A 23,596-nucleotide genomic window follows, 5' to 3' on the forward strand; every position below is an offset into this window, starting at 1 on the left:
TTCCGGCCATTTACTTTCTCCAGCTAAAGTTCAATTATATCCTTAACTGGACTGGTCAACTCAATTAAACCACCTCATAACCTCCCACAAGGCGTTGTGTATTTACATGTTCCAGTTATTTATGATGCTCAAAACAAATTAACTCCACCACCAAACAATAAACAAAGAGAGATTAGTATTTTTGATACTTCGCTACTTATCGAAACTGCTCCTCTAGATCCATTTGGCGTGCCCTACACCCTAAGACTTATCTCTATTGATAAACAGAAATACTGGATAAGAGATAGTCATATGGACAGCGTACTTTTTCAGTACAAGGCCGACATCAACTTTACTCCAGTATCCACAAATTGGTTTAGCTCAATGCTCTAATATTAAAGGTGCCATTAAAACAGCTAGCTCTCGAAAGCCTAATAATACCAATCCGCATAAAAAAGCCCGCAACACGGTGCGGGCAAAACATCAATCACGTTGAGTGTGATGAACGTTGGGAAGGGGCGAACCGAGTGTTAGTTACCCGGCCCGGCTTTAACGATAGCGTCGCTAACGTCGTATTTTTCAAAGTTCTGTTTAAAATCGTTAACTAAGTTAGCGGCGTATTCGTTGTACTTCTCTTTGTCTGCCCACGTGTTTTGTGGCACAAGCAAATTGCTGTCTACGCCTTCAATGACAACTGGCACATCTAGGTTTAATGCGTCAATGTGCTGGGTTTCAACATCAGCTAAGTTACCCGATACAATCGCATCGATGATGGCGCGTGTGGTAGGGATATCAAAACGGCTACCTGTGCCGTAAGGACCGCCTGTCCAACCGGTATTAACCAAGTAAACCTTAGCGCCAAACGCTTTAACACGCTTAATCAGAAGCTCTGCATATACGCCTGCTGGACGTGGGAAGAAAGGCGCACCAAAACAAGTTGAGAAGGTTGATTCAATATCGCTTGTAGAGCCAATTTCGGTAGAGCCGACTTTCGCTGTGTAACCGCTTAGGAAGTGATACGCCGCAGCTTCTTCACTTAACACTGAAACAGGAGGCAATACGCCACTTACGTCACAGGTCAAAAATACAACCGAGCGAGGTTCGCCGCCTCGGTTTTCAGCAACGCGCTTTTCAATGTGTGAAAGCGGATAGGCCGCACGTGAGTTTTGGGTTAACGACGTGTCGGTATAGTCTGGCGTGCGTGTTTCATCAAGCACTACGTTTTCTAGGATGGTACCAAACTTGATAGCATTCCAAATTACTGGCTCGTTCTTTTGAGATAGGTCGATACATTTAGCGTAGCAACCGCCTTCAATATTAAATACGCTACCTGGTGCCCAGCCGTGCTCGTCGTCACCAATCAAGAAGCGCTTAGGATCGGCTGAAAGCGTGGTTTTACCTGTGCCTGAAAGACCGAAAAACAGAGTCACGTCGCCTTCTTCACCCACGTTGGCAGAACAGTGCATAGGTAGCACGTCTTTTGCCGGAAGCAGGAAGTTTTGCACGGAGAACATGGCTTTTTTCATTTCACCTGCGTAACGCATGCCTGCAATCAACACACGCTTTTTAGCGAAGTTGATGATAACTGTGCCGTCGCTGTTAGTGCCGTCACGCTCTGGCTCACAAGTGAAACCAGGTACGTTTAAGATTTGCCAAGGCTGGTCGCCTTTAACATTCCATTGTTCAGGAATAATAAAAAGGTTACGGGCAAAAACGTGCTGCCACGCGGTTTGCGTTCTTACTTCAAGCGACAAAGCATGTTCAGGGTCTGAGCCCACTTGAAGATGTGAAAGAAAGTGTTCTTGGGTAGACAGGTAGGCTTCAACGCGGTCCCACAGCGCATCAAATTTGTCAGCGTCAAAAGGCTTATTCACCTTGCCCCAATCGATGTCATTTTCGGTTGTTGACTCTTTAACGATAAATCTATCATTTGGAGAGCGACCGGTTCGTTTTCCGGTCTCTACGACAAGCGCCCCGTTTTTGTCAAGGACACCTTCGCCGCGCTTGACGGCGCGCTCGATAAGTTCTGCATTTGGCAGGTCGGTGAGTGGCGTTACTTTCAGATCCGTTTGAATTGAGGCTGCTGCGGTCATGGCTGTTACCCTATATGTAATTTTTCAAAAGCACTTTCAAAAAAGTATCACCTCTTCGAGTGTAATGTAAACAAGGCCCAGCGCGCATTTATAAAACACATACTCACTATTTCTCATATGTTAATTTCATAAATATTGTAAATTAATTACAAGGAAAGCCTTTTCCTTGGGTATAAATGCAAAAATAGGGCGTAGAAAACCTATATTGATCGATGAATTTCAAAATAAAAAATGACAATTTTTTTAGAAAGTGAAGGTGAAAATTTTCACCACAACAGGAAGAAAAGGAAAATAGGATGATGTAGGAAAGTTAAACACTTACTACTGGGCATTTTTTAACCACAAGTGAAGTGTTGGAAAAATGAACCTATCTAGACGGTGAGAGATTCAGAAACAAAAAGCACCTTCAAAAGAAGGTGCTTTAACACAGCAGTAAACAAGTAGTTACTGATTTGAAGACGGTGCGTCGAAGTTGCCGCTGTGAATAGCCTCTACGTCGATACTATCGAAGCGATATTCGGTATGACAATACTGGCAGTTCATTTTGATCGCACCTTCTTCAGCTATAATTGCGTGAAGCTCAGACTTCTCAACGTGACGAAGTGCTTCTGCGCTGCGCTCCTTTGAGCATGAGCAGGCAAAGGTTACGTCCTTCGCTGGGTACACTTCCACGTCTTCTTGGTGGTAAAGACGATATAAAATGTCTTCAACCGACAACGTAAACATCTCTTCTTTGGTCAACGTTTGAGTAAGTTTAGAGATATGAGCAAACTCATTGGCTTGCGACACATCAGTAGCGCTAGCATCAGTCGGTAAGACCTGAAGTAACACTCCCGACGCTTTCGCGTTTTTAGGGTCGCTCATGTCGGTCATTAGGTGCACGCTGGTCGCTAGCTGCTCTGACTGAGCAAAGTAACTCTCAATACATTCAGCTAGAGAAGGCTTATCTAATGCAACAACGCCTTGATAACGCTCGCCTTCATCTGGTGTGATAGTAATGACCAATACCGCTTGAGACAATAACTCTGAAAACGTTTCTGGCAATGTTTCTAATGTCTCGTCCCAGCGCGCCACACCGCGAAGCGTTTGTTCGTGAGTGGCGTTTAACACCGCGTAACTTACTGGGCCTTTGCTTTGAATTTGAAGAGAAATTTCACCTTTAAACTTAAGCGTTGCCGTTAACAATGACGTCGCTGCCGCCATTTCACTTAGCAATGTTTGAATTTGCACAGGGTATTCATAGCTGTGCACAATTTGCTTTAAGCTCTCATCAAGACGAACCAATTCGCCACGAACGTTAGCTTGGGTAAATAAGAAGCGGTGTAATTTATCGAAATCGCTCATAACTAATCCTGTTGAGCAGCCTACTATTGCTGCTTAAATTTAATAATCTGTCGTCGCTGCTTTTTATCAGGTCTATGATCTGGTTTAGGGCTGTGAAAGGCGTTCATTTTGCGCGCCATTTGGTTTTCTTCACGTTTTGTTACACTTTCAATCGTCTCTTCAAAAAGCGCCTGCGCCAAAGGCGCGCTCAAACGCTTGTCACTTAAGCCTAGCACCTTAATTTCACGATTATCCCATCCTGAGGGAACTTTAATCATGGCGCCAAGCTCTACATGCTTACCAGGTTTGGCCCTTTGCCCGTTGTACTGGACTTTTCCCGACTGCACCATGTCTCTTGCTATTGCGCGGGTCTTAAAGAACCTTGCAGCCCATAGCCACTTGTCCAGCCTGACATTTTGTGTTGTATTGTTGCTATCCGATTGGCTCATGTAATATTTTCGTAATGGTGTGGCTTTAGTGTTGTGACCCTCACCTTTACTAGGCTATTATGGGTTTGCTAAAGCGCGGTTAACCAAAAATTCACTATATTATAATAAAGCAGTACCATCAGTGGCAGCATGACATTCAATAAACCCAACCCACAATCTCTGGTTGTTTATCTGAACCAGCATCAAAAACAGCTACATACCATCGTAGTGGTTCTGCTCAGCCTGTATTTAATTGCATTTGCTGCCAAACTCGTGTGGCGAATTATACCCGAACCTCAACTATCTGCGACACCCACAGTAAGCCGTGCTCCGGTTATTTCTTCGTCGTCAGGCCAAAATGGGGTCAACATTGCCAAAATACAACAGTTGAATCTGTTTGGTAATGCAGCGGCTAAACCCGCGGAACCGGTAGCCGAAGTTACTGACGCGCCAGAGACACGCTTAAATTTGACCCTGACCGGCGTTGTTGCCAGTTCAGAGCAGGAAGCGGGCACCGCTATTATAGAAAATCGCGGCAGCCAAGCAGTATATGGTTTAGGTGAAAAGATTGAAGACACCAACGCCACGTTGCAAAAGGTGTATAACGATCGCGTTATTATTAAGAACGGGGTAAGAAACGAAACCCTGATGCTTGACGGAATTGATTACGATGAAGCTAATCGTCGCCGTGAAATGCAAGCGAGAAACCGACCTGAGCCGCAGGAAGAGGAAGAAGATACAGTTGAGCTTAGCGAAGAAGCGCTAGAAGCAACCGCTGCTCTGCGAGAACGCCCCGCTAACTTCACAGACTTTATTTCAATATCGCCAAAAACCGAAGAAGGCCAGCTTATTGGTTATCAAGTAAGTCCTGGCAAAGAACCTGAATTATTTAAATCGGCAGGGCTTCAGGCTGGCGATGTCATTACACAAATTAACGGGCTAGACCTTACCGACTTGCAGCAATCGCAAGAGGCACTGTCTGAGCTACGCAATGCACAAACAATAGAATTAACGATTATTCGAGATGGCAGCTTAACCACGCTTTACCTAGATTTACCCGAGTCTTAATACCACTAACGGTAGCAGCGCTATATTGTCGCTAGGTAAGCAAAATAACAATTAAAGCAAATCGGTCATCGACAAGTTAGGAAATGAAGGACGTTAGAATGAAAAGGCGCACTAGCCAAAAACTATTATCTCGCTTGAGCACAGCCATGTGCACGGCGCTTCTGTGTTTCTCGGTGACAGCCGCTGAGTACATGCCTAATTTCAAAGATACCGACATTAACGAGTTCATTAATATCGTTGGTAAAAATCTAGAGCGCACTATTATTGTCGACCCCAACGTACGTGGGAAAATAAGCGTACGCAGCTACGACATGCTCGATGAAGATCAGTATTACCAGTTTTTCCTAAACGTACTTCAAGTGTATGACTTCGCCGTTGTAGAAATGCCTAGCGGTATTTTGAAAGTGGTTCGCTCTAAAGACGCCAAAACATCGAACATTCCAGTAGTGGAAGGCGCTAACCGCGACGGCGACGAAATGATCACTCGCGTTGTTCCTGTGTATAACGTACCGGTACGTGAACTTGCGCCTATTTTACGCCAGCTAAATGACCAAGCGGGCGGCGGTAACGTAGTTAGCCACGACCCATCAAATGTGATGATGCTAACCGGCCGTGCAGCGGTAGTGAACCGACTGGTAGAAATTATCGAGCGCGTGGACCGTGCCGGTGACGAAGAAGTTGAAATCGTTAAACTTCGCTATGCGTCAGCATCAGAAATGGTGCGCATTATTGACAGTATTAATAAGTCACAAGGTAAAGCCAATACTGGTACTAAGTCTGAGCCTCGCGTAGTGGCAGACGACAGAACTAACTCAGTTATTGTAAGCGGTGATATTAAAGCGCGTCAGCGTCTTATTAACCTTATTCAGCGCATGGACCAAGAGCTTGAGTCAAACGGCAATACCCGCGTGCTGTTTCTTAACTACGCTAAAGCGGAAGATTTAGTAAAAGTATTACAGGGCGTATCTGCAAGCATTCAAGCTGAAGAGCAAGGTGGTGGCACTACGTCACGTCGAGCTGGCTCTAACCGTGAAATCAGCATTGATGCGCACGAAGATTCTAATGCCATTGTTATAACTGCAGAGCCAGACATGATGCGCTCGCTAGAAGAAGTGGTGCGTCAACTGGATATTCGCCGTGCACAGGTACAAGTTGAAGCCATTATCGTTGAAGTTTTTGAAGGCGACGGCAACACATTAGGTGTGCAATGGGTGTCAGAAGAGGGCGGTGGTACACAGTTCAATAATGGTGTTATAGGCGTCGGTTCATTAGCTGTGGCACTACGACAGGCCGAAGATAGAGAGACCACGCAAACCAACATCACTGCCAACGGTGAAGTGGTAGAAACAACGGACACGATAGAAGGCGACTTCACTGCTCTTGCAAGCTTACTTGGCGGTGCAAACGGCCTGATTGCTGGCGTTATCGAAAATGGCTGGGGCGCAGTGGTACAGGCGGTAAGCACTGATACCAATTCAAATATTCTTGCCACACCTCACCTAACTACCATGGATAACGAAGAAGCGTTTTTCATTGTGGGTCAGGAAGTACCGATTATTACCGGTACGACAACCGGCTCGAACAACTCTAACCCGTTCCAAACGGTGGATCGTCAAGAAGTGGGCATTAAACTTAAAGTTACGCCGCAAATTAACGAAGGCGATGCCGTTCAGCTTCTTATTGAACAAGAAGTGTCTAGCGTTAGCGGTGCGACATCAGTAGACATCTCTATCAACAAGCGCGAAATCAAAACCACAGTGATTGTTGACGATGGTGGTACTATCGTACTAGGCGGCTTGATTGACGAAGACGTACAAGAAAGTGTGTCTAAAGTGCCACTTTTAGGCGATATCCCTGTTCTTGGTCATCTTTTCAAGACGACGTCTACAAGCAAGCGTAAGCGTAACTTGATGGTGTTCTTGAAACCGACCATTGTCCGTGACGGTGCAACCATGAACACAATCAGCCATCGCAAATACAATTACATTCGTGCACTGCAGCTAAAACGCCAGCAAGAAGGTGTATCGCTAATGCCTTACGAAGAAACCCCGACTATTCCACAATGGGATGATGCGCTAGCGTTGCCACCTTCATTCGAAGAGTACCTTTCTGAGAAAGAGAAGCAGAAACAAGAAGAAGGTAACGACTAGCATGGCAGGGCAGGACGAACAAATTACTCAGGCATTAGAGGCGCAAGAAGAAGCCTTAGAAGCCATGGGTAAAGACGCAGGTTTGCCTGAAGAGGAGGCCGGTTCAAGACAGCTTTCTTTTAGCTTTGCGAAGCGCAATCAGGTATTGCTGGAAACCAATGAAACCCCTGCGGTTTTATATTTTACAGAGAATACGCCGTTTGATGTATTCGCTGAAGTGCGACGTTTCTACGGCGAGCCCTTTGTGCCGAAAACTATTCCTGCCAATGAATTTGAAAGCCTGCTTACCAGTGCGTTTCAACGCGATAGCTCTGCGGCTAAACAGCTAATGGAAGACCTTGGCAACGAGAGTGATTTGTTCGCTCTTGCTGAAGACTTGCCTGACACTGAAGACCTGTTAGACAGTGAAGACGATGCGCCTATTATTAAGCTTATCAACGCCATGTTGGGCGAGGCGATTAAAGAAGGTGCATCAGATATTCACATTGAAACCTTTGAAAACCAGCTTGTGGTTCGCTTCAGGGTAGACGGCGTGTTACGCGAAATTTTGCGCCCGAATCGCAAACTTTCTTCCATGCTGGTATCGCGTATTAAAGTTATGGCGAAGTTAGATATCGCCGAGAAACGCGTGCCTCAAGATGGCCGTATTACATTGCGTATTGCTGGGCGAGCAGTAGACGTGCGTGTTTCGACCATGCCTTCAAGCCACGGCGAGCGTGTGGTATTGCGTCTACTGGATAAAAACAATGCGCGCTTAAATCTAGAAGATTTAGGCATGACGCTGCAAAACCGTAATCACTTTTCGTCTCTTATTCGAAAACCTCACGGCATTATTTTGGTTACCGGCCCAACGGGCTCGGGTAAAAGTACCACCTTGTATGCAGGGTTAACCGAGATAAACTCGCGAGACAGAAACATTTTAACCGTTGAAGATCCTATTGAGTTCGATCTTCCGGGCATCGGACAAACACAGGTTAATCCCCGTGTAGATATGACTTTTGCCAGAGGCCTTCGCGCTATTTTGCGTCAAGACCCCGATGTAGTGATGGTGGGTGAGATTCGTGATATCGAAACGGCGCAAATTGCTGTTCAAGCCAGTTTAACCGGTCACTTAGTACTCTCTACTCTGCATACCAATACGGCAGCGGGCGCGATCACCCGTTTAGAAGACATGGGTATTGAGCCATTCCTGTTGTCTTCGAGCTTATTGGCCGTCTTGTCACAGCGACTCGTTCGTACCCTGTGCCCAGATTGCAAAAAGCCACATACGCCTGACGCTTCTGAGCTTGAAGTATTAGGGCAAAACGCCACAAGCGAGACCACTATCTACAAGCCTCATGGCTGCGCCGCGTGTAATCAAACCGGATATCGCGGTCGTACCGGTATTCACGAGCTATTGTTGGTAGATGAAAAAGTGCGCGAGATGATGCACGAAGGTGTAGGTGAGCAAGCCATTGAACGCTACATCAGAAAGACGACACCAAGCATTCGTGAAGATGGCTGTAGTAAAGTGCTGGCGGGCGCTACCTCACTTGAAGAAGTGCTTCGAGTAACGAGGGAAGACTAAATGGCGGCATTCGCTTTTAAGGCGGTTAATGCCCGCGGTAAAAATACAAATGGCGTACTTGAAGGTGATAATGCACGCCAGGTTCGCCAACAACTGCGCGAAAAAGGGTTAATTCCCTTAGAAGTAGAGCAGGTCGCAGAGCGCGCACAAAGCGAAGGCAAAGGCCTGTCGTTTTCTTTATTTAAACCCCGTATTTCAGCATCAGATTTAGCGCTACTCACGCGTCAGCTCGCCACTCTTGTCGAATCGGCCCTTCCCGTTGAAGAAGCACTGCTTGCCGTAGCCGAGCAGTGTGAAAAGCCTCGTCAGAAAAACATGATGATGGCAGTACGCAGTAAAGTGGTAGAAGGTCACGGACTTGCCGATGCATTGGGTCAATTTCCCAGTGTGTTTGACGAGCTATACCGTGCGATGGTCGCAGCAGGGGAAAAATCCGGTCACCTTGATACCGTGCTTAACCGCCTTGCTGACTACACAGAACGCAGACAACAAACCCGCAGCCAAATTACTCAGGCGATGATTTATCCATCGCTAATGCTGTTTTTTGCAATGGGTATCGTGTTGCTATTGTTAACGGTGGTAGTGCCCAAAATTGTGGGGCAGTTCGATCACATGGGGCAAGACCTCCCGGCCATTACCCAGTTTCTAATTTCTGTCAGTACCTGGCTGCAAAATTACGGCTTATTTATGCTTATTGGTATTGCCGTGCTTGTTGTCATTATTCAGCGCGTGCTGCAGCAAAAGCACATGAAGCTACGCTACCACAGAGCGCTGTTAACCTTGCCGTTAATTGGCCGGGTGTCTCGCGGGCTCAATACCGCGCGTTTTGCACGTACCTTAAGTATTTTAAGTGCCAGTGCGGTTCCACTACTAGAAGCTATGCGTATTTCAGGTGATGTGCTGGAAAATCAGCATATTAAAAACCAAGTGGCAGATGCAGCCATTAACGTTAAAGAAGGCAGCAGCCTGCGGGCGGCACTAGATAACACAAAAATGTTTCCACCAATGATGATGCATATGATTGCGTCTGGTGAAAAATCGGGTGAGCTACAGCAAATGCTAGCTCGCGCCGCAGATAATCAAGATAGGGAATTTGAAGCGCTTATTGGTGTCTCACTTAAGGTATTTGAACCCTTACTTATTGTATCGATGGCAGGCATTGTTCTGTTTATCGTTATGGCAATATTGCAACCAATTTTAGCATTGAACAACATGGTGAATATTTAATGAAAACACTTAATCGCAGTTCTGGTTTCAGTTTGATTGAAGTCATGGTCGTACTTCTAATCATCGGTATTATGGCGTCTATGGTGGCACCGCAAATCTTGGGTAACCAAGAAGAAGCGCAGCTTAAAAAAGCGGCGGTAGACATCCAGCAAATGGAAAGCGCGCTTGAGATGTATAAGCTGCGTAACAACCGCTTTCCAACCACAGAACAGGGACTAGAAGCGCTAGTTACCGCACCAACTATCGACCCAATTCCACGTAATTACCCTGAAGGTGGTTTCATTAAACGCCTGCCTGAAGATCCGTGGGGCAATCCATATGCACTAATTAGCCCGGGAGAACTTGGCGTAGTTGATATTTTCTCTAATGGTCCAGACGGCGAACCGGGTACTGATGATGACATTGGTAACTGGAACATTAACGAATACCTGAACTAACCTTTATGCGCAACCGCGGCAGTACATCTTTGAAAAAAGCAGGCTTTACCCTATTAGAAGTCATGCTGGTACTGCTGCTTATGGGATTGGCGGCGGGTTACGTTATGTTTAACGCATTCGGTGCGAGTAAATCTGACCTGCTAAAAACCCAAGCGCAACGCCTGCAGGTGATTGTTGATATGGCCAGCGATTTTGCGGTGTTAAATCAACAACAGCTTGGAGTGCGGTTTGAAGCCGATAAAAATGAATACTACTTTGTCTACTTAGACGACGATGATGAGTGGCAGCGTATCGAAGGCGAAAAAACCTACGAACCTTATACGTTGCCTGAGCCTTTCACCTTCACTTTAGATTTAGACGACTTACCATGGGATGTTGAAGACAGGCTCTTTGACAGGGAGCTGTTCGACGAGAATTTAAGTGTTTCTGATGAAGGGGTTGAAATAGGTAACGAAGAAGAGAAAAAGCTGCCTCCGCCTCAAGTGCTTATAATGTCGAGTGGCGAAATTACGCCTTTTACCTTGTCGTTTAATTACGAAGGTGATGACGGCGACAATCCCGTCTATTACAGCCTGCAAAACCAAGATCTTCCGCCTTTAGTGCTTGAAGGGCCTCTGGAGAGACCACTATGATTGCGTTCAACGTTGATGCATCGACAAAGAACGCTGCACCTGCCACGCCACGCCAGCAAAGTGGCTTGACGCTACTGGAGGTTATGGTTGCCCTGCTTATTTTTGCGCTAACCGGTACAGCAGTACTTAAAGCTGCAGGCGAGCATTTATCAAGCGTTGGGCAAATAGAATCTGTCACCTTTGCCAACTGGGTGGCAAGCAATCGCTTAAACCAGCTTCAATTAGATACCACGTGGCCGCCCAAGAACAATTTAAAAGGCACGATGGAGATGGCCGATCGCACGTGGTACTGGCAGCAAACGGTGACAAAAACCAACGACAACGACTTGCGATCGGTAACCGTTTCGGTGGGTGAAGACGAAAGCTACGGCAGTTCAGTTACATCAGTAACCACTTTCGTTGCTAAACCGACGGCGGGAAATTAGCATGCAGCGCGGATTCACGCTTATCGAAATACTGATTGCTATGGCCATATTCACCCTAATTGGGCTTGCATCAACAGGTCTACTTACCACAGTTATCGACAGCAATGATATTTCAGAAGAGCGTTTTGCAAAACTTCAATTATTGCAGCGTGCCATGATCACGATTGAGCGAGACCTTCAGCAAGCAGTGCCTCGCGCTATTCGTTATAACGGTGAGAAACAAAGCGTGGTTATGGCTGGTGGTAAAACGGATGGTAGCGACGAAGACGGCATAGGCTTTGTACGCGGTGGCTGGCATAACCCACAACTCATGTTGCCAAGAAGTACACTTCAATATGTCGCCTACCGCCTCAAAGAGAACAGAATTGAGCGAATATACACCAACTATGTAGATAACGTCATAGGTTACGAGCCCAAAGTCCGTGTGCTGTTAGAGGATGTAGAAAGCTTAAAAATTGAATTTCTTGCCACCGCTAACAGTAGTTCCTTAGATGAAGACGAAGACCTGTCGTGGAGCGAAAGTTATAAAGGAGCTGCACTGCCGCGCGCGGTGGCCATTGAGTTTGTCAGTAAAGACTTCGGAAAAATACGCAGAGAATTTACCTTAACTACGGGTGAATCGTCATGACAATCAAGAGTACTCAGCGCAAGTCGATTACTCCACCCGCTAAGCAGCAAGGCGTGGCATTAATGATTGTGCTCATGATAGTAGCCTTGGTTGCGGTATTAGCCACAGAGATGGGTACACGCTTGCAGCTTCAGGTGCAGCGTACGATGAACTTAAAAGACAACAATCAAGCCTACTGGTACGCCATGGGAGCCGAGGCTTTTGCGCGTAAGTCTATCCAGTCTTTAATAGAAGAAAGCCCGAATGTGATTTCTATAGATCAGCCTTGGGCACAAGAATTCAGCTATCCTTTAGAAAACGGTGGGTTAACCGCTAACTTAGACGATTTGCAAGCGTGTTTTAATTTAAACGCGATTACCTCTGGCAGTGCAGGAGGCGCGGGCAGTAACAGCGGTAATGGCAGCAGTGGGGCGAGTAACACCACGGAAGCCATGGACGCTTTTCACACTATGTTGCTATCACTTAGCGTTGACGGACTAGACAACTACACCGCAGATACCTTACGCGACAGTTTAGCCGACTGGGTCGACGAAGATGACAGAATGCGCCCTTACGGTGCAGAAGACAGCGAATACGAGTCCAGAGAGTTTCCTTACCTAGCAGCTAACGGACCACTGGCATCAAAAAGTGAATTGCGTATTATTAACGGTGTATCACCACAATGGCTAGACGCATTACTGCCATTAGTTTGCGTGATCCCGGATTACAATGAGTTGAAAATTAACGTCAACACATTAGAAGAAGAAGATGCACCATTACTTGCAGGCCTAACGGGATTAGACATTCAGCAGGCCGCAAGTTTGATTAGCAGCCGCCCGCAAAACGGCTGGGACGATACCAATGCATTTTTAAACGAGCCCTCTATTCAAGCGCTTAATTTAACAAGCACTCGACAAGATTGGTTTTCGGTTAAAACTGAATATTTTATGTTGCATACAAAAACACAATACAACAAAGCAACCTTTAAGCTTTCCACCGTGTTTCACGTTAATGCCGATACCGGCGTTAGTATTGTGAATCGCGAGTTTGGGGGAACCTATTGATGGAACAACTCTTGGTGCGTTTAGGCGCCAACCATACAGACCCAATTAGCTGGCTCGTTTATTCGCGAACCGAAGATGAAATTATTGCATCGGGCGAGCTGCCTAATGCAGAAGCCTTATCTTCGCTGACCGAACGCGCGGGACAACGAAGTGTTATTGCCTTAGCACCTAGCAGCGAAATTTTACTCAAATGGGTTGAGCTGCCGCCTAAAGCTGGCCGCAAGATCATTTCTGCCATCCCGTTTATGCTAGAAGACGAGCTTGCCACTGACATTAGCCAGCAATTTTTTGCGATCGGCCCTAAACGAGGCGATGAACAGGCCGTTGCAGTAGTTAGCCATGAAAAGATGGAGCTGTGGCAGTCCTGGCTTAGCGAAGCAGGGTTATTCTGCGACACCATTATTCCTGATGTACTCGCAGTGCCAGTCACCGAAAACGGTTGGTCAGTGCTTACGTTAGGTGAACAGCTTCTCGTTCGACAAGACACATTCAAAGGCGTGCAGGGCGAGGCAACATGGTTACTGCCAACTCTTGTCCATTTTACAGCACAACAAGAAAGCCCGATAACCATTACCAATTATGCGGGTATCGATTTAAGCACTTTGCCAAATATTGAGGAAGCACAGGCACCCTTAGAGCTGCCTATGCAAGTATTGGCAAAAGAGGCGATGCAAAGCAGCTTCAACCTATGCCAAGGCGATTACAAAGTAAAACGCAAACGCAGCGGTGTTCTGAATCAGTGGCGTGTTGCGGCAGTATTAGCAGTGTTAGCGCTATGCACCAGCCTTATCGACAAAGGATTTTCTCTTTACCAGCTTAAAGCCCAAAATCAGGCGTTAAGCAGTGAGATCAATACCGCTGTTAAAGCGGGTTTCCCCAATATTGGTACGTATCGCAACGTGCGATTGAAGCTACAAAGCGAGCTTGCCAAGTTAGAACAAGGCGGTGGCAGTGCCTCTATGCTTATTATGCTAGACCAGCTCGCTCCGGCTTTTTCAGCCACTGATGTAAAACCGCAAACACTGCGCTTCGATGCCACCCGCACTGAGATTCGCATTCAGGCGCAAGGTAAAAACTTTGAAGCGCTAGAGCAGTTTAAACGTACAGCAGAAAACGCAGGCTTTGTGGTTGAACAAGGGGCCATAAATAATCGTGACAATGGCGTTGTAGGTACAGTATCAGTAAGGAGTACCTCATGAATGCACTCTTAGAAAAGTACAAAGCGCTGACCGAGCGCGAACAAAAGTTAGTACTGGTTTCAGCTGTGCTATTAATAATTGCGCTATTTTATTTTGCGGTATGGTCGCCGCTTAATGCTGCTTTAGATAAACAAAAACAGCTTCTCAACAACCAGCAATCCTTGTTGGTTTGGGTAAAAGACAGTGCAGCAAGAGCGCAGCAATTGCGCCGCAGCAGCGGGGGTAAACGAACATTCTCAGGCTCGTTACCGCAAGCGGTAAACCGCACTACTGCTCAGCACGACATTGCTATTTCTCGTATGCAGCCACAAGGCGACGAGCTTCAGGTGTGGGTTGATCAGGCGCCATTTAACAGTGTTTTAGAGTGGCTCAAAGCCATGGAAAATATGGGCGTGATTATTCTTCAAGCGGATATTGCCGAGGCCGATGCGCCAGGCTATATCAAAATTCGCCGATTACAATTAGGTAAAGCATGAAGTCGAAAGTTAGTTGGATTATAGGCGGCATTATTGCCTTCTTATTATTTGCCATTGCTTACATGCCTGCTGTTCACGTTATTGGCCGCATTGCATTACCTAGTAATGTAGCCGTTAGTGATGTTAGCGGCACCTTGTTTTCAGGCAAGGCGCAAACTGTAGTGGTTAATGGCCTGCCCATCAACAATGTAAAATGGGAGCTTAGTCCCTTACATATGTTGATAGGTAAAATTAAATTAAACCTTAAAGCAGGTAATATTCGCGATAAAAACGACATTGCATTTGAAGGGCCTATTACCACGGGGCTTTTCAGCCAGAACAGTGTAAATACCGAGAACTTCACGCTGTATTTACCGGTAGACCGCGTGCTTGCACAAGTTCGCCTTCCGCTGCCAGTAAATGCTGGAGGGCGCTTTAAAGTGTCGCTTAGTGACTTAACGTTTGGGCCTGCGTGTCAATCGCTAAACGGTACCGGAGATTGGCTAAACGCGACAGTTGCCGGTACACAGGGTCCTATTGATTTTGGTACTTATTCCGCAAAGCTGCGTTGTGAAGGCGATGACATTGGAATACTAGTAAGCGAGCCTAACTTACTAAGCTTGTCGATGGATGCGGTTATCCCTACTACGATGAAAAATATTCGAGTAAGTGGTAAATTTAAGCCTGACGACAGCTTACCGCAAGAAGTCCATCAGGCCGCACGCTTGTTTGGTGCGCCGGACAGTAGCGGCTATATTGCGATTAAGCTGTGATGCATTAGCACAAACTATGCGTAGAATTTCTAGGCCACCAACGTACTTCACGTTTGTGGCCAGAGGAACTGGGAACACTTTTTAACAAAGGATTGTAATCATGAACAAACCTCTTCTAGCTGGCGCGGGCGTAACTTTGGTTGCACTTGGCGTTGCCCCTCATTTTATTGGCACTAGCGTTCACGAAAATGTTAACGCCGCCGTAAACGAAATTAACCAACAAGCCGTTTATTCTGCCGAGGTACTTTCGTATGACAAAGGCTGGTTTTCGACAACAGCAGAAATCAAGCTTGCTGTCGATTTTCAAGCGCTAATCAATGCACAGAATGTTGACTCCACTGATATACCAATGGAAGAAAACCCTAGCATTACCGCTACGCTAGTAGCTCATCACGGACCGGTGTACTTTGGCGATGGCTTAGGATTAGGCCGCGTTCACTATACGGTGTCTATTGATGGAGATGAGTTAAGAGAATACGTTCAGTGGGATGGCCAACAGTCAATTTATCGCAACGAAGGCGTGGTTGGTTTGTTTGGTGGACTAAGCTACGCAGATGTTATTCCAGCGCTTAGCGCGACGGCCGAAGAAGAGGGGTTTACACTGCTTTTCTCTGGTTATGCGGGTGAAGCTGAGCCTGATGGTGACAAAACTTTGTATACGTCGTCGGGTGAATCGCTAAGCATAAGTGCAGATGAATTTTCCTTAGAGATGAAAAATCTGTCTATGGATATGAGCTATGATGGCGATATGGTGGCGGCGTTCAAGGGTGACTTCTTTGAATCTACTGGCAAGGCGCGTATTGAAAGCATAGAAATTTCTAACATTGAGCCAGGTGCGACAGTTAAGATTGAGAACCTAGCTTTTGCTACCGACGTCAAGATTGACGAAGACAATAACACCGCCAATGTCTACGTAGAATACGCTGTCGACAAAGCCGTGGGCCCTGAGCTTGATGCTACAGACATGGTATTAGGCGTTGCCATCAATAACTTAGATATCGACTTCATTAAGGCCTATCAAGAATTTAGCAACAATTCATTATTGGTGCCTTCTGAAGAAGTGCCAGCCAAAATGATGGAGTTTATTGAGGCTAACTTGCTAACACAGCTTAAAGCTGAGCCTGAGATTAATATAACGAAGCTGAAAGCAACGTTGCCTGAAGGGTCGTTTAACGCTTACGCAAACACGAAATTAGTGGGTATAGATGCACTTCCCGGTACGTTGGAAGACGCCGCTTATTGGGTCACGCATTTACTGGCTGATGCACAAATCACCGCCGATAAAGCGCTTGCACGGAGTATGGCATCTGGCTATATGATGGGCCAACTAATGGCGACGCCACAAGCACAAAACATGACGGCTGAAGAGCTTCAAGCCGCTGTAGAACAACAGACACCTATGATGCTAAGTACCTTTGCTCAACAAGGCTTAATAAAAGAAACCGAGAAAGGTTACGAGACAAAGCTAACACTTAAAGATGGCGAAGCCAGTGTGAACGGTACGCCTATTCCGCTGCCTTTTGCCCCTCAATAATAGTTAGAGAACCTCTATAAAAGCGTAAACCGTGGATCGCAAACGGTTTACGCTTACTTTACTCCTGTTCAGACAGAGTAATGTTCATTAAATCTTCAGCGGCATATACTCGAGCTTCAGCTACAACAGTAATCGCCTCAGTAAGTGCATCAAGACCCGGTTCGCTACGTTTCATAATATGAGACAACACTATTTGCTTAGCGTTTGACTGCGCGGCAATGTCGATAATCTGAGTCGGCGTCATATGCAAGTTCTTAGCAACCTGACCCGCGTCATCACCAATGGCGTTGTGTAGCACCAAAAGGTCCGCGTTTTTAGCAAAACGAGCAAGGTTTCCTTCTTTATTATTGGTATCGCCTGAAAATACAGCCTCGCAGCCATTGGCCTTGACCTTCCACGCTAATGCTGGGATAGGCCCGTGGTTCACCGTCATTGCCTCAACACTGACGCTATCGTTTACATTGCGTTTAAACGGTTGCTCAAAAGTTGTGGTCCCGATGCTTTTTGTGGATACCGCATAGTCATCTTGGCCTTCTATGGTGTAAGAAGATAGATACTTAAACGCGCCGTTTTTCCCTATTAACGACGCCACATAGGCGTTTGTGGACGGCATAATGTCGTTGCCCTCTGGCCCCATTATTATTAAATCCTTCTCGCGATCGGTGAAATACCCACCTTTTACAAAGCTTGGCAAATCGGCGGAGTGATCGGTGTGCAAGTGGGAAAGCAAGATAACTTCTAAAGATTCAAACGTCGCCCCCGCGGCGCCAAACTGAACGCTGCTTCCGCTTCCAGCGTCTACCAACACGCGGGCGCTGTCATTTATCCAAACCACATAGGCACTAGATGTTCTGCCGTCATCCAATTCAGGTCCACCCGACCCTAATATTTGCACCGAAACGTTATGGCACCCCATAGGATTGGTGCTTAGGTCGGCATCGTCTGATGTAGTTGATGGTTGAGACAACGGCTGCGCTAAAGCCGAGAACGATAGAATAGCAGTGGTTGTCATAGCGCAAAAAAACGCAGTTTGTTTTCTACCGCGCTGTTTGTCCTGCCTTGTAAGCCCAATGCCCGATCTTGCATTACTTAACCGTTTATTTATAACCGTCATAACCATCGCCTTATGTTATTCCCTACTCATTAATACACAGATATTTGATTAAAAGACCGTTTGCCCGGACGAAACTATTCAGCCTAGTTGACTGCGCACTGTTTTTTCGCCTGACTGTTTTCAATTACATGGGCTTTTCTGTGCGACTAACTTAATGAATAGGGCGTACAGCAAAACAACAAAGGCGAACCCAAGTTCGCCTTTCTTCTCATTGCTTTTTATCGAAGTGCACTACTCGGCCGATTTCTCAGCGACCATGATAGTTTTAATATTGACGAATTCACGCATACCGTAACCTCCGTGCTCACGACCGTAACCGCTGTCTTTCACACCACCAAAAGGTAAGTTTGGTTGTGCTAAAGAGTACCCATTGATATTAACCATACCGGTATCAAATTCATCTTTCGCTAATGCTATTGCTTTGTCGGTATCTGTACTGAAGATACCGCCGCCCAAGCCATAACGTGAGTCATTTGCTACTTCCATGGCTTGTTTATCGTCGCGTACGCGAATGAGCGACGCAACCGGTCCAAATAGCTCGTCATCATAAGCGGGCATACCTGGCGATACATCTTCTAGCACTGTAATTGGGTAGAAATAGCCATCAGAGTCTGGAATTTCTCCACCCAGTGATAGCGTAGCGCCGTTTTCTAGCGACTTTTTCACTTGCTCATGAAGTTCATCGCGCAAGTCTTCTCTCGCCATTGGGCCCAAATCCGTGTTTTCGTTTGTGGGGTCGCCAACTTTTAGCTTTTTACACTGCGCCACAAACTTGTCTCGGAATTCGTCATAGACGCTATCCACAATAACAAAGCGTTTAGCCGCCACACAGGTTTCACCGTTATTAATAACCCGTCCTTGGATACACATTTCTACAGCATGGTCGATGTCAGCATCCTCTAACACTAAAAAGGCGTCGTTACTACCAAGCTCCATTACGGTTTTCTTCGACAAGCTTGCAGCTTCCTTTGCCACTTCCTTACCTACTTCATCACTACCGGTAAAAGTAACGCCACGGACGTGTTTGTGCTTGATTAAATCACTTGCCGTGCTGCCATCAATTAGCAGCGACTGGTAAACATTTTTAGGAAAGCCAGCATCTTCGTACATTTGCTGAATGGCTTGCGCCATACCAAACACGTTTTTAGCATGTTTCAGTACCGTGGTGTTACCCGCCATTATGTTTGAGGCGCTATAACGAATAACTTGGTACAACGGAAAATTCCACGGTTGGATGCCAAGAATAACGCCAATGGGCTGATACGTAATGATTGCTCGACCGCCTTCGAAAATGCGATGTTCGTCTTCCAAAATTGAAGCGCCGTGCTCGGCCGTATAGCGGCATATTTCAGCGCATAGCTGCACTTCTTGCTTTCCTTGCGCGGTAACCTTACCCATTTCCCGGGTCATCAGGCTGGCGAGATCATCAATTCGCTCTTCCATCAGATTTGCAAGGTTATTAAATAAATCTGCGCGGGTCTCAAATGACGTACGGCGCCAGTTCAAATAGGCTTCTTGTGAACGGGTAACAGCTTGCTCGGCGTCCTCGGCTGACATCAAATGATAATGATCGATCTTTTCACCTGTAGCAGGGTTGTAGGTATTGATTGTCTCACTCATTGTCACTCTCCTTATTCCGTTTGGTCTGAAGGAAGTGCAACTAAAAAGCCAAGGTGTCAAAAAATATTTTTTAACCTATTTTCAATAGCATAGAAGCAACTTGAAGCCTAAGTAATGGATAGTGTCAGAAAGGATCCAGAAAAGATTACCTATCGCAGTAAAGATTTCAGGGCGACCGTCGCGATCGCCTTATCAGTTTTCCTAAGTAAGGATACCCTTGCGGCGCTCTGTTTGATTAACGGTGTAATGCGCCTTGTTGCACAGCACAAGAGGTTCAATACTAGTCCGTGTATAAGTCGGGGAAATGGAACTTTGCCATAGCAAGCGTTAACGCCACTTCATAAACACTTTGTCGCGAGGCGTGATTAAGAGTAAGCAAACCAATAGCCCCCCCTTTTTGCTTTATGTTTACCGTATCAAAGAGCTTGTCCATAACTGGCCCAAGTTCTTCGCCACGCTGAAGCGCCTGATAAACGCTTACAGGAAGAGGCAAGCTTGCACTTCGCGTTACCGACCAGTGACCTTCATGGTATATCGCCACATAGGCAAAGGTAGCTGGACCATCTTCAAAGACATCCACACCACCTTCAATTGCCACATACCACGCATCTGTGAGTCCGCCTTGATGATGAGCAAGCATGGCCTTCACACGATTAATGGCGCCCAAGCGCGTTTCATCTTCATTCATTGGCTGGTCAGGCACGCCGCTTGGTACAGCCATACCCTGAGCGTCGAAATCGTGCTCTAGTGTGTCAGAGAGTGTATTGAGCGCAGCATTAATTTTTACCGGATTTAGCGACCCTACATAAATTGTGTCAGAAACCATGTGCTTTCGTCCTTTAAAAACGTCCTTTCGAAACAGTCCCAACAGGGTTCTGCTTAATATCTTCTAGCATTAAACGGTAATCGCGCACCGCTGGAAACTCACTAATATTGCGATTTGGCAAGGTACTATCAGGGTTATCGACAGCAAGTAAATGTTTAATACCGTATGTCTTTGCCGCATTTAAAATTGGCAGTGAATCATCGACAAATAGAGTGCGATGGGCATCGAACTTTACCCGTGCCTGTAATCTTTCCCATAGCAGCTGAGACTCTTTGGTTACGCCGAACTCATGGGTAGAGATGAGGTTGTCGATATGTGCGTCGAGCTGGGTATGCTCTATCTTTAGCGCCAAACTGTTTGGGTGCGCATTGGTCACTAATACCACCTGCCTGCCTGAGTCATGAAGCGCATCAAGGAACGGAATGGTATCGTCACGAAGGGCGAGTAAATGTGCCAGTTCACGCTTCAGCGGCATAAACTCATTTTCTAAGTCCATTTCAAGAGATTCAGCCCAGTAATCTAAGCAATACCATTGAATTTGCCCGAATACTGACTCATATCGCGCAGTCATTTCACGTTGACTCTGCGCCTCTGAAATTCCTCTTATTTGTGCTAATCGTTTAGGCAAATGATGTAGCCAGAACTGGTTGTCGTAATGAAGGTCCAGCAAAGTGCCGTCCATGTCTAACAGTACAGTTTCTATTTCATTCCAGGGCAGAAAGGGCAAGCGATTTTCCTTATAATGAAGTAAGCTAAGAAATTGTATACAAGTATGATAACAAAGTTGTAGCGATAGACATGCCAAAAATTGATCCGAACAAACCGTTACCACAAATTCATTCTCGTGAAATCGTTGCGCAAAGCAAACTCTTTAGGGTAGAACGCTTAGACCTTGAGTTTTCGAACGGCGCCACCCGTGAATTCGAGCGGATGGCTGGCGGAAACAGGGGCGCAGTAATGATAGTGCCTATGCTTGATGAAAACACCATGGTGTTAATTCGCGAATATGCTGCCGGCACACATTCGTATCAACTAGGCTTTCCAAAAGGTTTAATAGACCCTGGCGAAACTGCCATTGAAGCTGCTAATCGCGAACTACAAGAAGAGGCAGGCTTCGCCGCCAATGATCTTGTGGAGCTTCATAAGGTCAGCATGGCGCCCACTTTCTTTAACGCCAATATGACCATTGTTTTGGCTCGAGACTTGTATCCAAAGCAACTTGAAGGCGACGAACCTGAGCCTCTTGAGGTGATTCACTGGCCTTTAGATGAAGCAGATGCTTTACTTGCACGAGAAGACTTTGTAGAAGCACGCTGTATAGCCGCGCTGTTTTTAGCTCAAAAGTGGTTTAAGGAACAATAAACAATGCCCGATGACGCCCATGCCGACCTACTAGAACTTGCGAAAAAAATTGCCATCGAAGCCGGTGAAGCCGTATTAGAAGTATACGATAAAGGGGAGTTTGACGCTTATCAAAAAGAAGATGAGTCTCCCGTTACCAGCGCAGATTATTTGGCAAACGATATCATCAACAAGCGCTTACAAGCTGCGACGCCTGATATTCCAATCCTCTCAGAGGAAAACAAACACGCAAGTTTAGAAGAGCGAAAGCATTGGCCTCGATACTGGTTAATCGATCCCATCGATGGAACCCAAGAATTCATTGCTAGAAGCGGTGATTTCGCAGTAAACATTGCGCTAATAGAGAATAATGAGCCGACAATAGGCGTTATCTTTTGGCCGCCAGGGCAGTCGCTATATTACGCCCAGAAAGGCAAAGGTGCGTTTAAGTCATCACCCGATGGCGATCACCCAATAAGCGTACGCAAGCTAGACGACCCTAAAAATAGTGTGGTGATGATTGCAATAAGCCGTCGTCAGTCGAGAGAAAAAGTGCTCAGCAGAATGTGCGCCAAGCGCGTATATCAAACGCTTCCATTGGGAAGCTGTTCCCTGAAAGCCTGCTTCATTGCCGAAGGGAAAGCTGATGTATTTATGCGTATCGGTATTACCGGCGAATGGGACACTGGCGCATCGCAATGCATTGTCTCTGAAGCAGGTGGGAGTATTGCCGCCGCTAACTTCGAACCTCTTACCTACAATCAGCGTCATTCGCTAGAGAACCCAGATTTTGTGGTAATGGGCGATCAAAGGGTGCCATGGCAAGATGTAGTCCAGTATGATGATTTCGTAAACCCACATCAGCACTAGCGCGTAATAATTTACTTAGCGCAGCGTGTTAACCTACGTATAATAGCGTAGTAATGTTGCTGGGCCACATTACTCTGGTAGTGGTTAAATCAAGCCAGATGGAACCAAAAAGTAAAAGGAGTAACCTATGATGACTACACGTATTCGCACGTTGTCTGCAGCATTGCTCGCATGTGGGCTAGCATTTCCCGCCGCAGCCGATTGGTCAATAGACGGCGAAACAAGTGCACTACACTTCTTATCGACGAAGAATGCACAAGTCACCGAAGTACATAAGTTTGATAGCTTTGATGGTACGCTGTCTGACGGTGGCAAACTTAACGTGGCGGTTGACTTATCGTCAGTGAATACAGCCATTGATATTCGCAACAAGCGAATGCAAGAGATGCTGTTCAACGTGACCAAGTTTGCACAAGCGACATTTGAAGCCAACTTGCCTGAGTCGATGATGAACCTGAAATCGGGCCAAGTTGTTAGCGGGAAGGTAGACGGTATTTTGATGTTGCACGGCAAAGCCGTTCCTACGTCATTTGCTGTTAAAGCAAGTAAAGTAGACGACGATACGCTTACCGTATCAACCACGTCACCAACGTTAATTAAAGCAGAGTCTTTTGGACTTTCTGAAGGCGTAGCTGCACTTCAAAAAATTGCAGGGCTTAAGAGCATAACAACAACAGTACCCGTAACATTTTCAGTTACGTTTACTCAATAAAACACTGTTATTGCCGCCATCTATCAATAAAAAGCTAGGTGGCACGTAATTAAACGTAATAAAAAACCGCACACATGAAGTGACCCCCATTAGTTGGACATTCCAATTATTGGGGGTCTTTTTATGTCAAAACACAATAGAGCGTTTAAAAT

23 protein-coding genes are annotated in these 23,596 nt (G+C 46.2%); 16 read left to right on the forward strand and 7 right to left on the reverse strand.

Annotated elements, in window-relative coordinates; translation table 11 throughout:
• Window positions 1–509 precede the first annotated feature (509 nt).
• From QME20_RS18420 to hslR, 3 genes are all read right to left on the reverse strand, one after another.
• Window positions 510–2,072, reverse strand: coding sequence for a phosphoenolpyruvate carboxykinase (locus QME20_RS18420; RefSeq protein ID WP_281716396.1), 1,563 nt, complete (start codon window positions 2,070–2,072; stop codon window positions 510–512).
• Between the two features lie 444 nt (window positions 2,073–2,516).
• Window positions 2,517–3,416, reverse strand: coding sequence for an Hsp33 family molecular chaperone HslO (hslO, locus tag QME20_RS18425; protein ID WP_168463158.1), 900 nt, complete (start codon window positions 3,414–3,416; stop codon window positions 2,517–2,519).
• Window positions 3,417–3,439: 23 nt separating this feature from the next.
• Window positions 3,440–3,844: a ribosome-associated heat shock protein Hsp15 gene (gene hslR, locus QME20_RS18430; protein ID WP_061096187.1), complete on the reverse strand. Its 405-nt coding sequence runs from the start codon at window positions 3,842–3,844 to the stop codon at window positions 3,440–3,442.
• Window positions 3,845–3,973: 129 nt separating this feature from the next.
• Here hslR and gspC point away from each other — a divergent pair, with 129 nt between their 5' ends.
• The 13 genes from gspC (at window position 3,974) to QME20_RS18495 (ending at window position 16,961) form a co-directional block, all read left to right on the forward strand.
• Window positions 3,974–4,891 (forward strand): type II secretion system protein GspC, encoded by a 918-nt coding sequence (gene gspC, locus QME20_RS18435; RefSeq protein WP_061486815.1) that lies wholly within the window; start codon window positions 3,974–3,976, stop codon window positions 4,889–4,891.
• Between the two features lie 98 nt (window positions 4,892–4,989).
• Window positions 4,990–7,041 carry a type II secretion system secretin GspD gene (gene gspD, locus QME20_RS18440; protein ID WP_081106123.1) on the forward strand — a complete coding sequence of 684 codons (2,052 nt, stop codon included), beginning with the start codon at window positions 4,990–4,992 and terminating at the stop codon, window positions 7,039–7,041.
• Between the two features lies 1 nt (window position 7,042).
• The gene (gspE, locus tag QME20_RS18445; RefSeq protein ID WP_275445276.1) at window positions 7,043–8,608 is read left to right on the forward strand and encodes a type II secretion system ATPase GspE; all 1,566 of its coding nucleotides are present in this window, start codon (window positions 7,043–7,045) and stop codon (window positions 8,606–8,608) included.
• Window positions 8,609–9,835: a type II secretion system inner membrane protein GspF gene (gspF, locus tag QME20_RS18450; protein WP_014977774.1), complete on the forward strand. Its 1,227-nt coding sequence runs from the start codon at window positions 8,609–8,611 to the stop codon at window positions 9,833–9,835.
• Window positions 9,835–10,272 (forward strand): type II secretion system major pseudopilin GspG, encoded by a 438-nt coding sequence (gspG, locus tag QME20_RS18455; protein WP_014951309.1) that lies wholly within the window; start codon window positions 9,835–9,837, stop codon window positions 10,270–10,272. The genes gspF and gspG overlap by 1 nt, the downstream gene beginning before the upstream one ends.
• 5 nt (window positions 10,273–10,277) lie before the next feature.
• Entirely contained in the window at window positions 10,278–10,904 is a 627-nt protein-coding gene (gene gspH, locus QME20_RS18460; protein WP_187446234.1) for a type II secretion system minor pseudopilin GspH, read from the forward strand.
• Window positions 10,901–11,329 (forward strand): type II secretion system minor pseudopilin GspI, encoded by a 429-nt coding sequence (gene gspI, locus QME20_RS18465; protein ID WP_187446235.1) that lies wholly within the window; start codon window positions 10,901–10,903, stop codon window positions 11,327–11,329. Before gspH ends, gspI begins: the two co-directional genes overlap by 4 nt.
• Before the next feature lies 1 nt (window position 11,330).
• Complete coding sequence (gene gspJ, locus QME20_RS18470) at window positions 11,331–11,957, forward strand: type II secretion system minor pseudopilin GspJ (protein ID WP_202941450.1); 627 nt, start codon at window positions 11,331–11,333, stop codon at window positions 11,955–11,957.
• Window positions 11,954–13,000, forward strand: coding sequence for a type II secretion system minor pseudopilin GspK (gspK, locus tag QME20_RS18475; RefSeq protein ID WP_202941451.1), 1,047 nt, complete (start codon window positions 11,954–11,956; stop codon window positions 12,998–13,000). Before gspJ ends, gspK begins: the two co-directional genes overlap by 4 nt.
• Window positions 13,000–14,199, forward strand: a complete 1,200-nt coding sequence (gene gspL, locus QME20_RS18480) for a type II secretion system protein GspL (RefSeq protein ID WP_039235770.1) — start codon at window positions 13,000–13,002, stop codon at window positions 14,197–14,199. Before gspK ends, gspL begins: the two co-directional genes overlap by 1 nt.
• Window positions 14,196–14,675: a type II secretion system protein M gene (locus QME20_RS18485; RefSeq protein ID WP_281716397.1), complete on the forward strand. Its 480-nt coding sequence runs from the start codon at window positions 14,196–14,198 to the stop codon at window positions 14,673–14,675. The genes gspL and QME20_RS18485 overlap by 4 nt, the downstream gene beginning before the upstream one ends.
• A complete protein-coding gene (locus tag QME20_RS18490) occupies window positions 14,672–15,427 on the forward strand; it encodes a type II secretion system protein N (RefSeq protein ID WP_281716398.1) in 756 nt (251 codons plus the stop codon). Before QME20_RS18485 ends, QME20_RS18490 begins: the two co-directional genes overlap by 4 nt.
• 100 nt (window positions 15,428–15,527) lie before the next feature.
• Entirely contained in the window at window positions 15,528–16,961 is a 1,434-nt protein-coding gene (locus QME20_RS18495; protein WP_281716399.1) for a YdgA family protein, read from the forward strand.
• Between the two features lie 58 nt (window positions 16,962–17,019).
• On the opposite strand, the gene QME20_RS18500 is transcribed toward QME20_RS18495, so the two are convergent.
• The 4 genes from QME20_RS18500 to yrfG form a co-directional block, all read right to left on the reverse strand.
• Window positions 17,020–18,075, reverse strand: coding sequence for an MBL fold metallo-hydrolase (locus QME20_RS18500; protein WP_281716400.1), 1,056 nt, complete (start codon window positions 18,073–18,075; stop codon window positions 17,020–17,022).
• A gap of 231 nt (window positions 18,076–18,306) precedes the next feature.
• The gene (locus tag QME20_RS18505) at window positions 18,307–19,695 is read right to left on the reverse strand and encodes an NAD-dependent succinate-semialdehyde dehydrogenase (RefSeq protein ID WP_049585438.1); all 1,389 of its coding nucleotides are present in this window, start codon (window positions 19,693–19,695) and stop codon (window positions 18,307–18,309) included.
• Window positions 19,696–19,975: 280 nt separating this feature from the next.
• Window positions 19,976–20,521, reverse strand: coding sequence for an inosine/xanthosine triphosphatase (yjjX, locus tag QME20_RS18510; RefSeq protein ID WP_014951320.1), 546 nt, complete (start codon window positions 20,519–20,521; stop codon window positions 19,976–19,978).
• A gap of 13 nt (window positions 20,522–20,534) precedes the next feature.
• Window positions 20,535–21,248: a GMP/IMP nucleotidase gene (gene yrfG, locus QME20_RS18515; protein ID WP_014951321.1), complete on the reverse strand. Its 714-nt coding sequence runs from the start codon at window positions 21,246–21,248 to the stop codon at window positions 20,535–20,537.
• A 71-nt stretch (window positions 21,249–21,319) separates the two neighbouring features.
• On the opposite strand from yrfG, the gene nudE reads away from it, so the two are divergent.
• From nudE to QME20_RS18530, 3 genes are all read left to right on the forward strand, one after another.
• Entirely contained in the window at window positions 21,320–21,883 is a 564-nt protein-coding gene (nudE, locus tag QME20_RS18520) for an ADP compounds hydrolase NudE (protein WP_014951322.1), read from the forward strand.
• A 3-nt stretch (window positions 21,884–21,886) separates the two neighbouring features.
• Complete coding sequence (cysQ, locus tag QME20_RS18525) at window positions 21,887–22,732, forward strand: 3'(2'),5'-bisphosphate nucleotidase CysQ (RefSeq protein ID WP_281716401.1); 846 nt, start codon at window positions 21,887–21,889, stop codon at window positions 22,730–22,732.
• A 127-nt stretch (window positions 22,733–22,859) separates the two neighbouring features.
• Window positions 22,860–23,444: a YceI family protein gene (locus QME20_RS18530; RefSeq protein WP_281716402.1), complete on the forward strand. Its 585-nt coding sequence runs from the start codon at window positions 22,860–22,862 to the stop codon at window positions 23,442–23,444.
• Window positions 23,445–23,596: the final 152 nt, after the last annotated feature.

This window comes from Alteromonas sp. CyTr2, from assembly GCF_947311905.1.
Classification (GTDB): Bacteria; Pseudomonadota; Gammaproteobacteria; order Enterobacterales; family Alteromonadaceae; genus Alteromonas; species Alteromonas macleodii.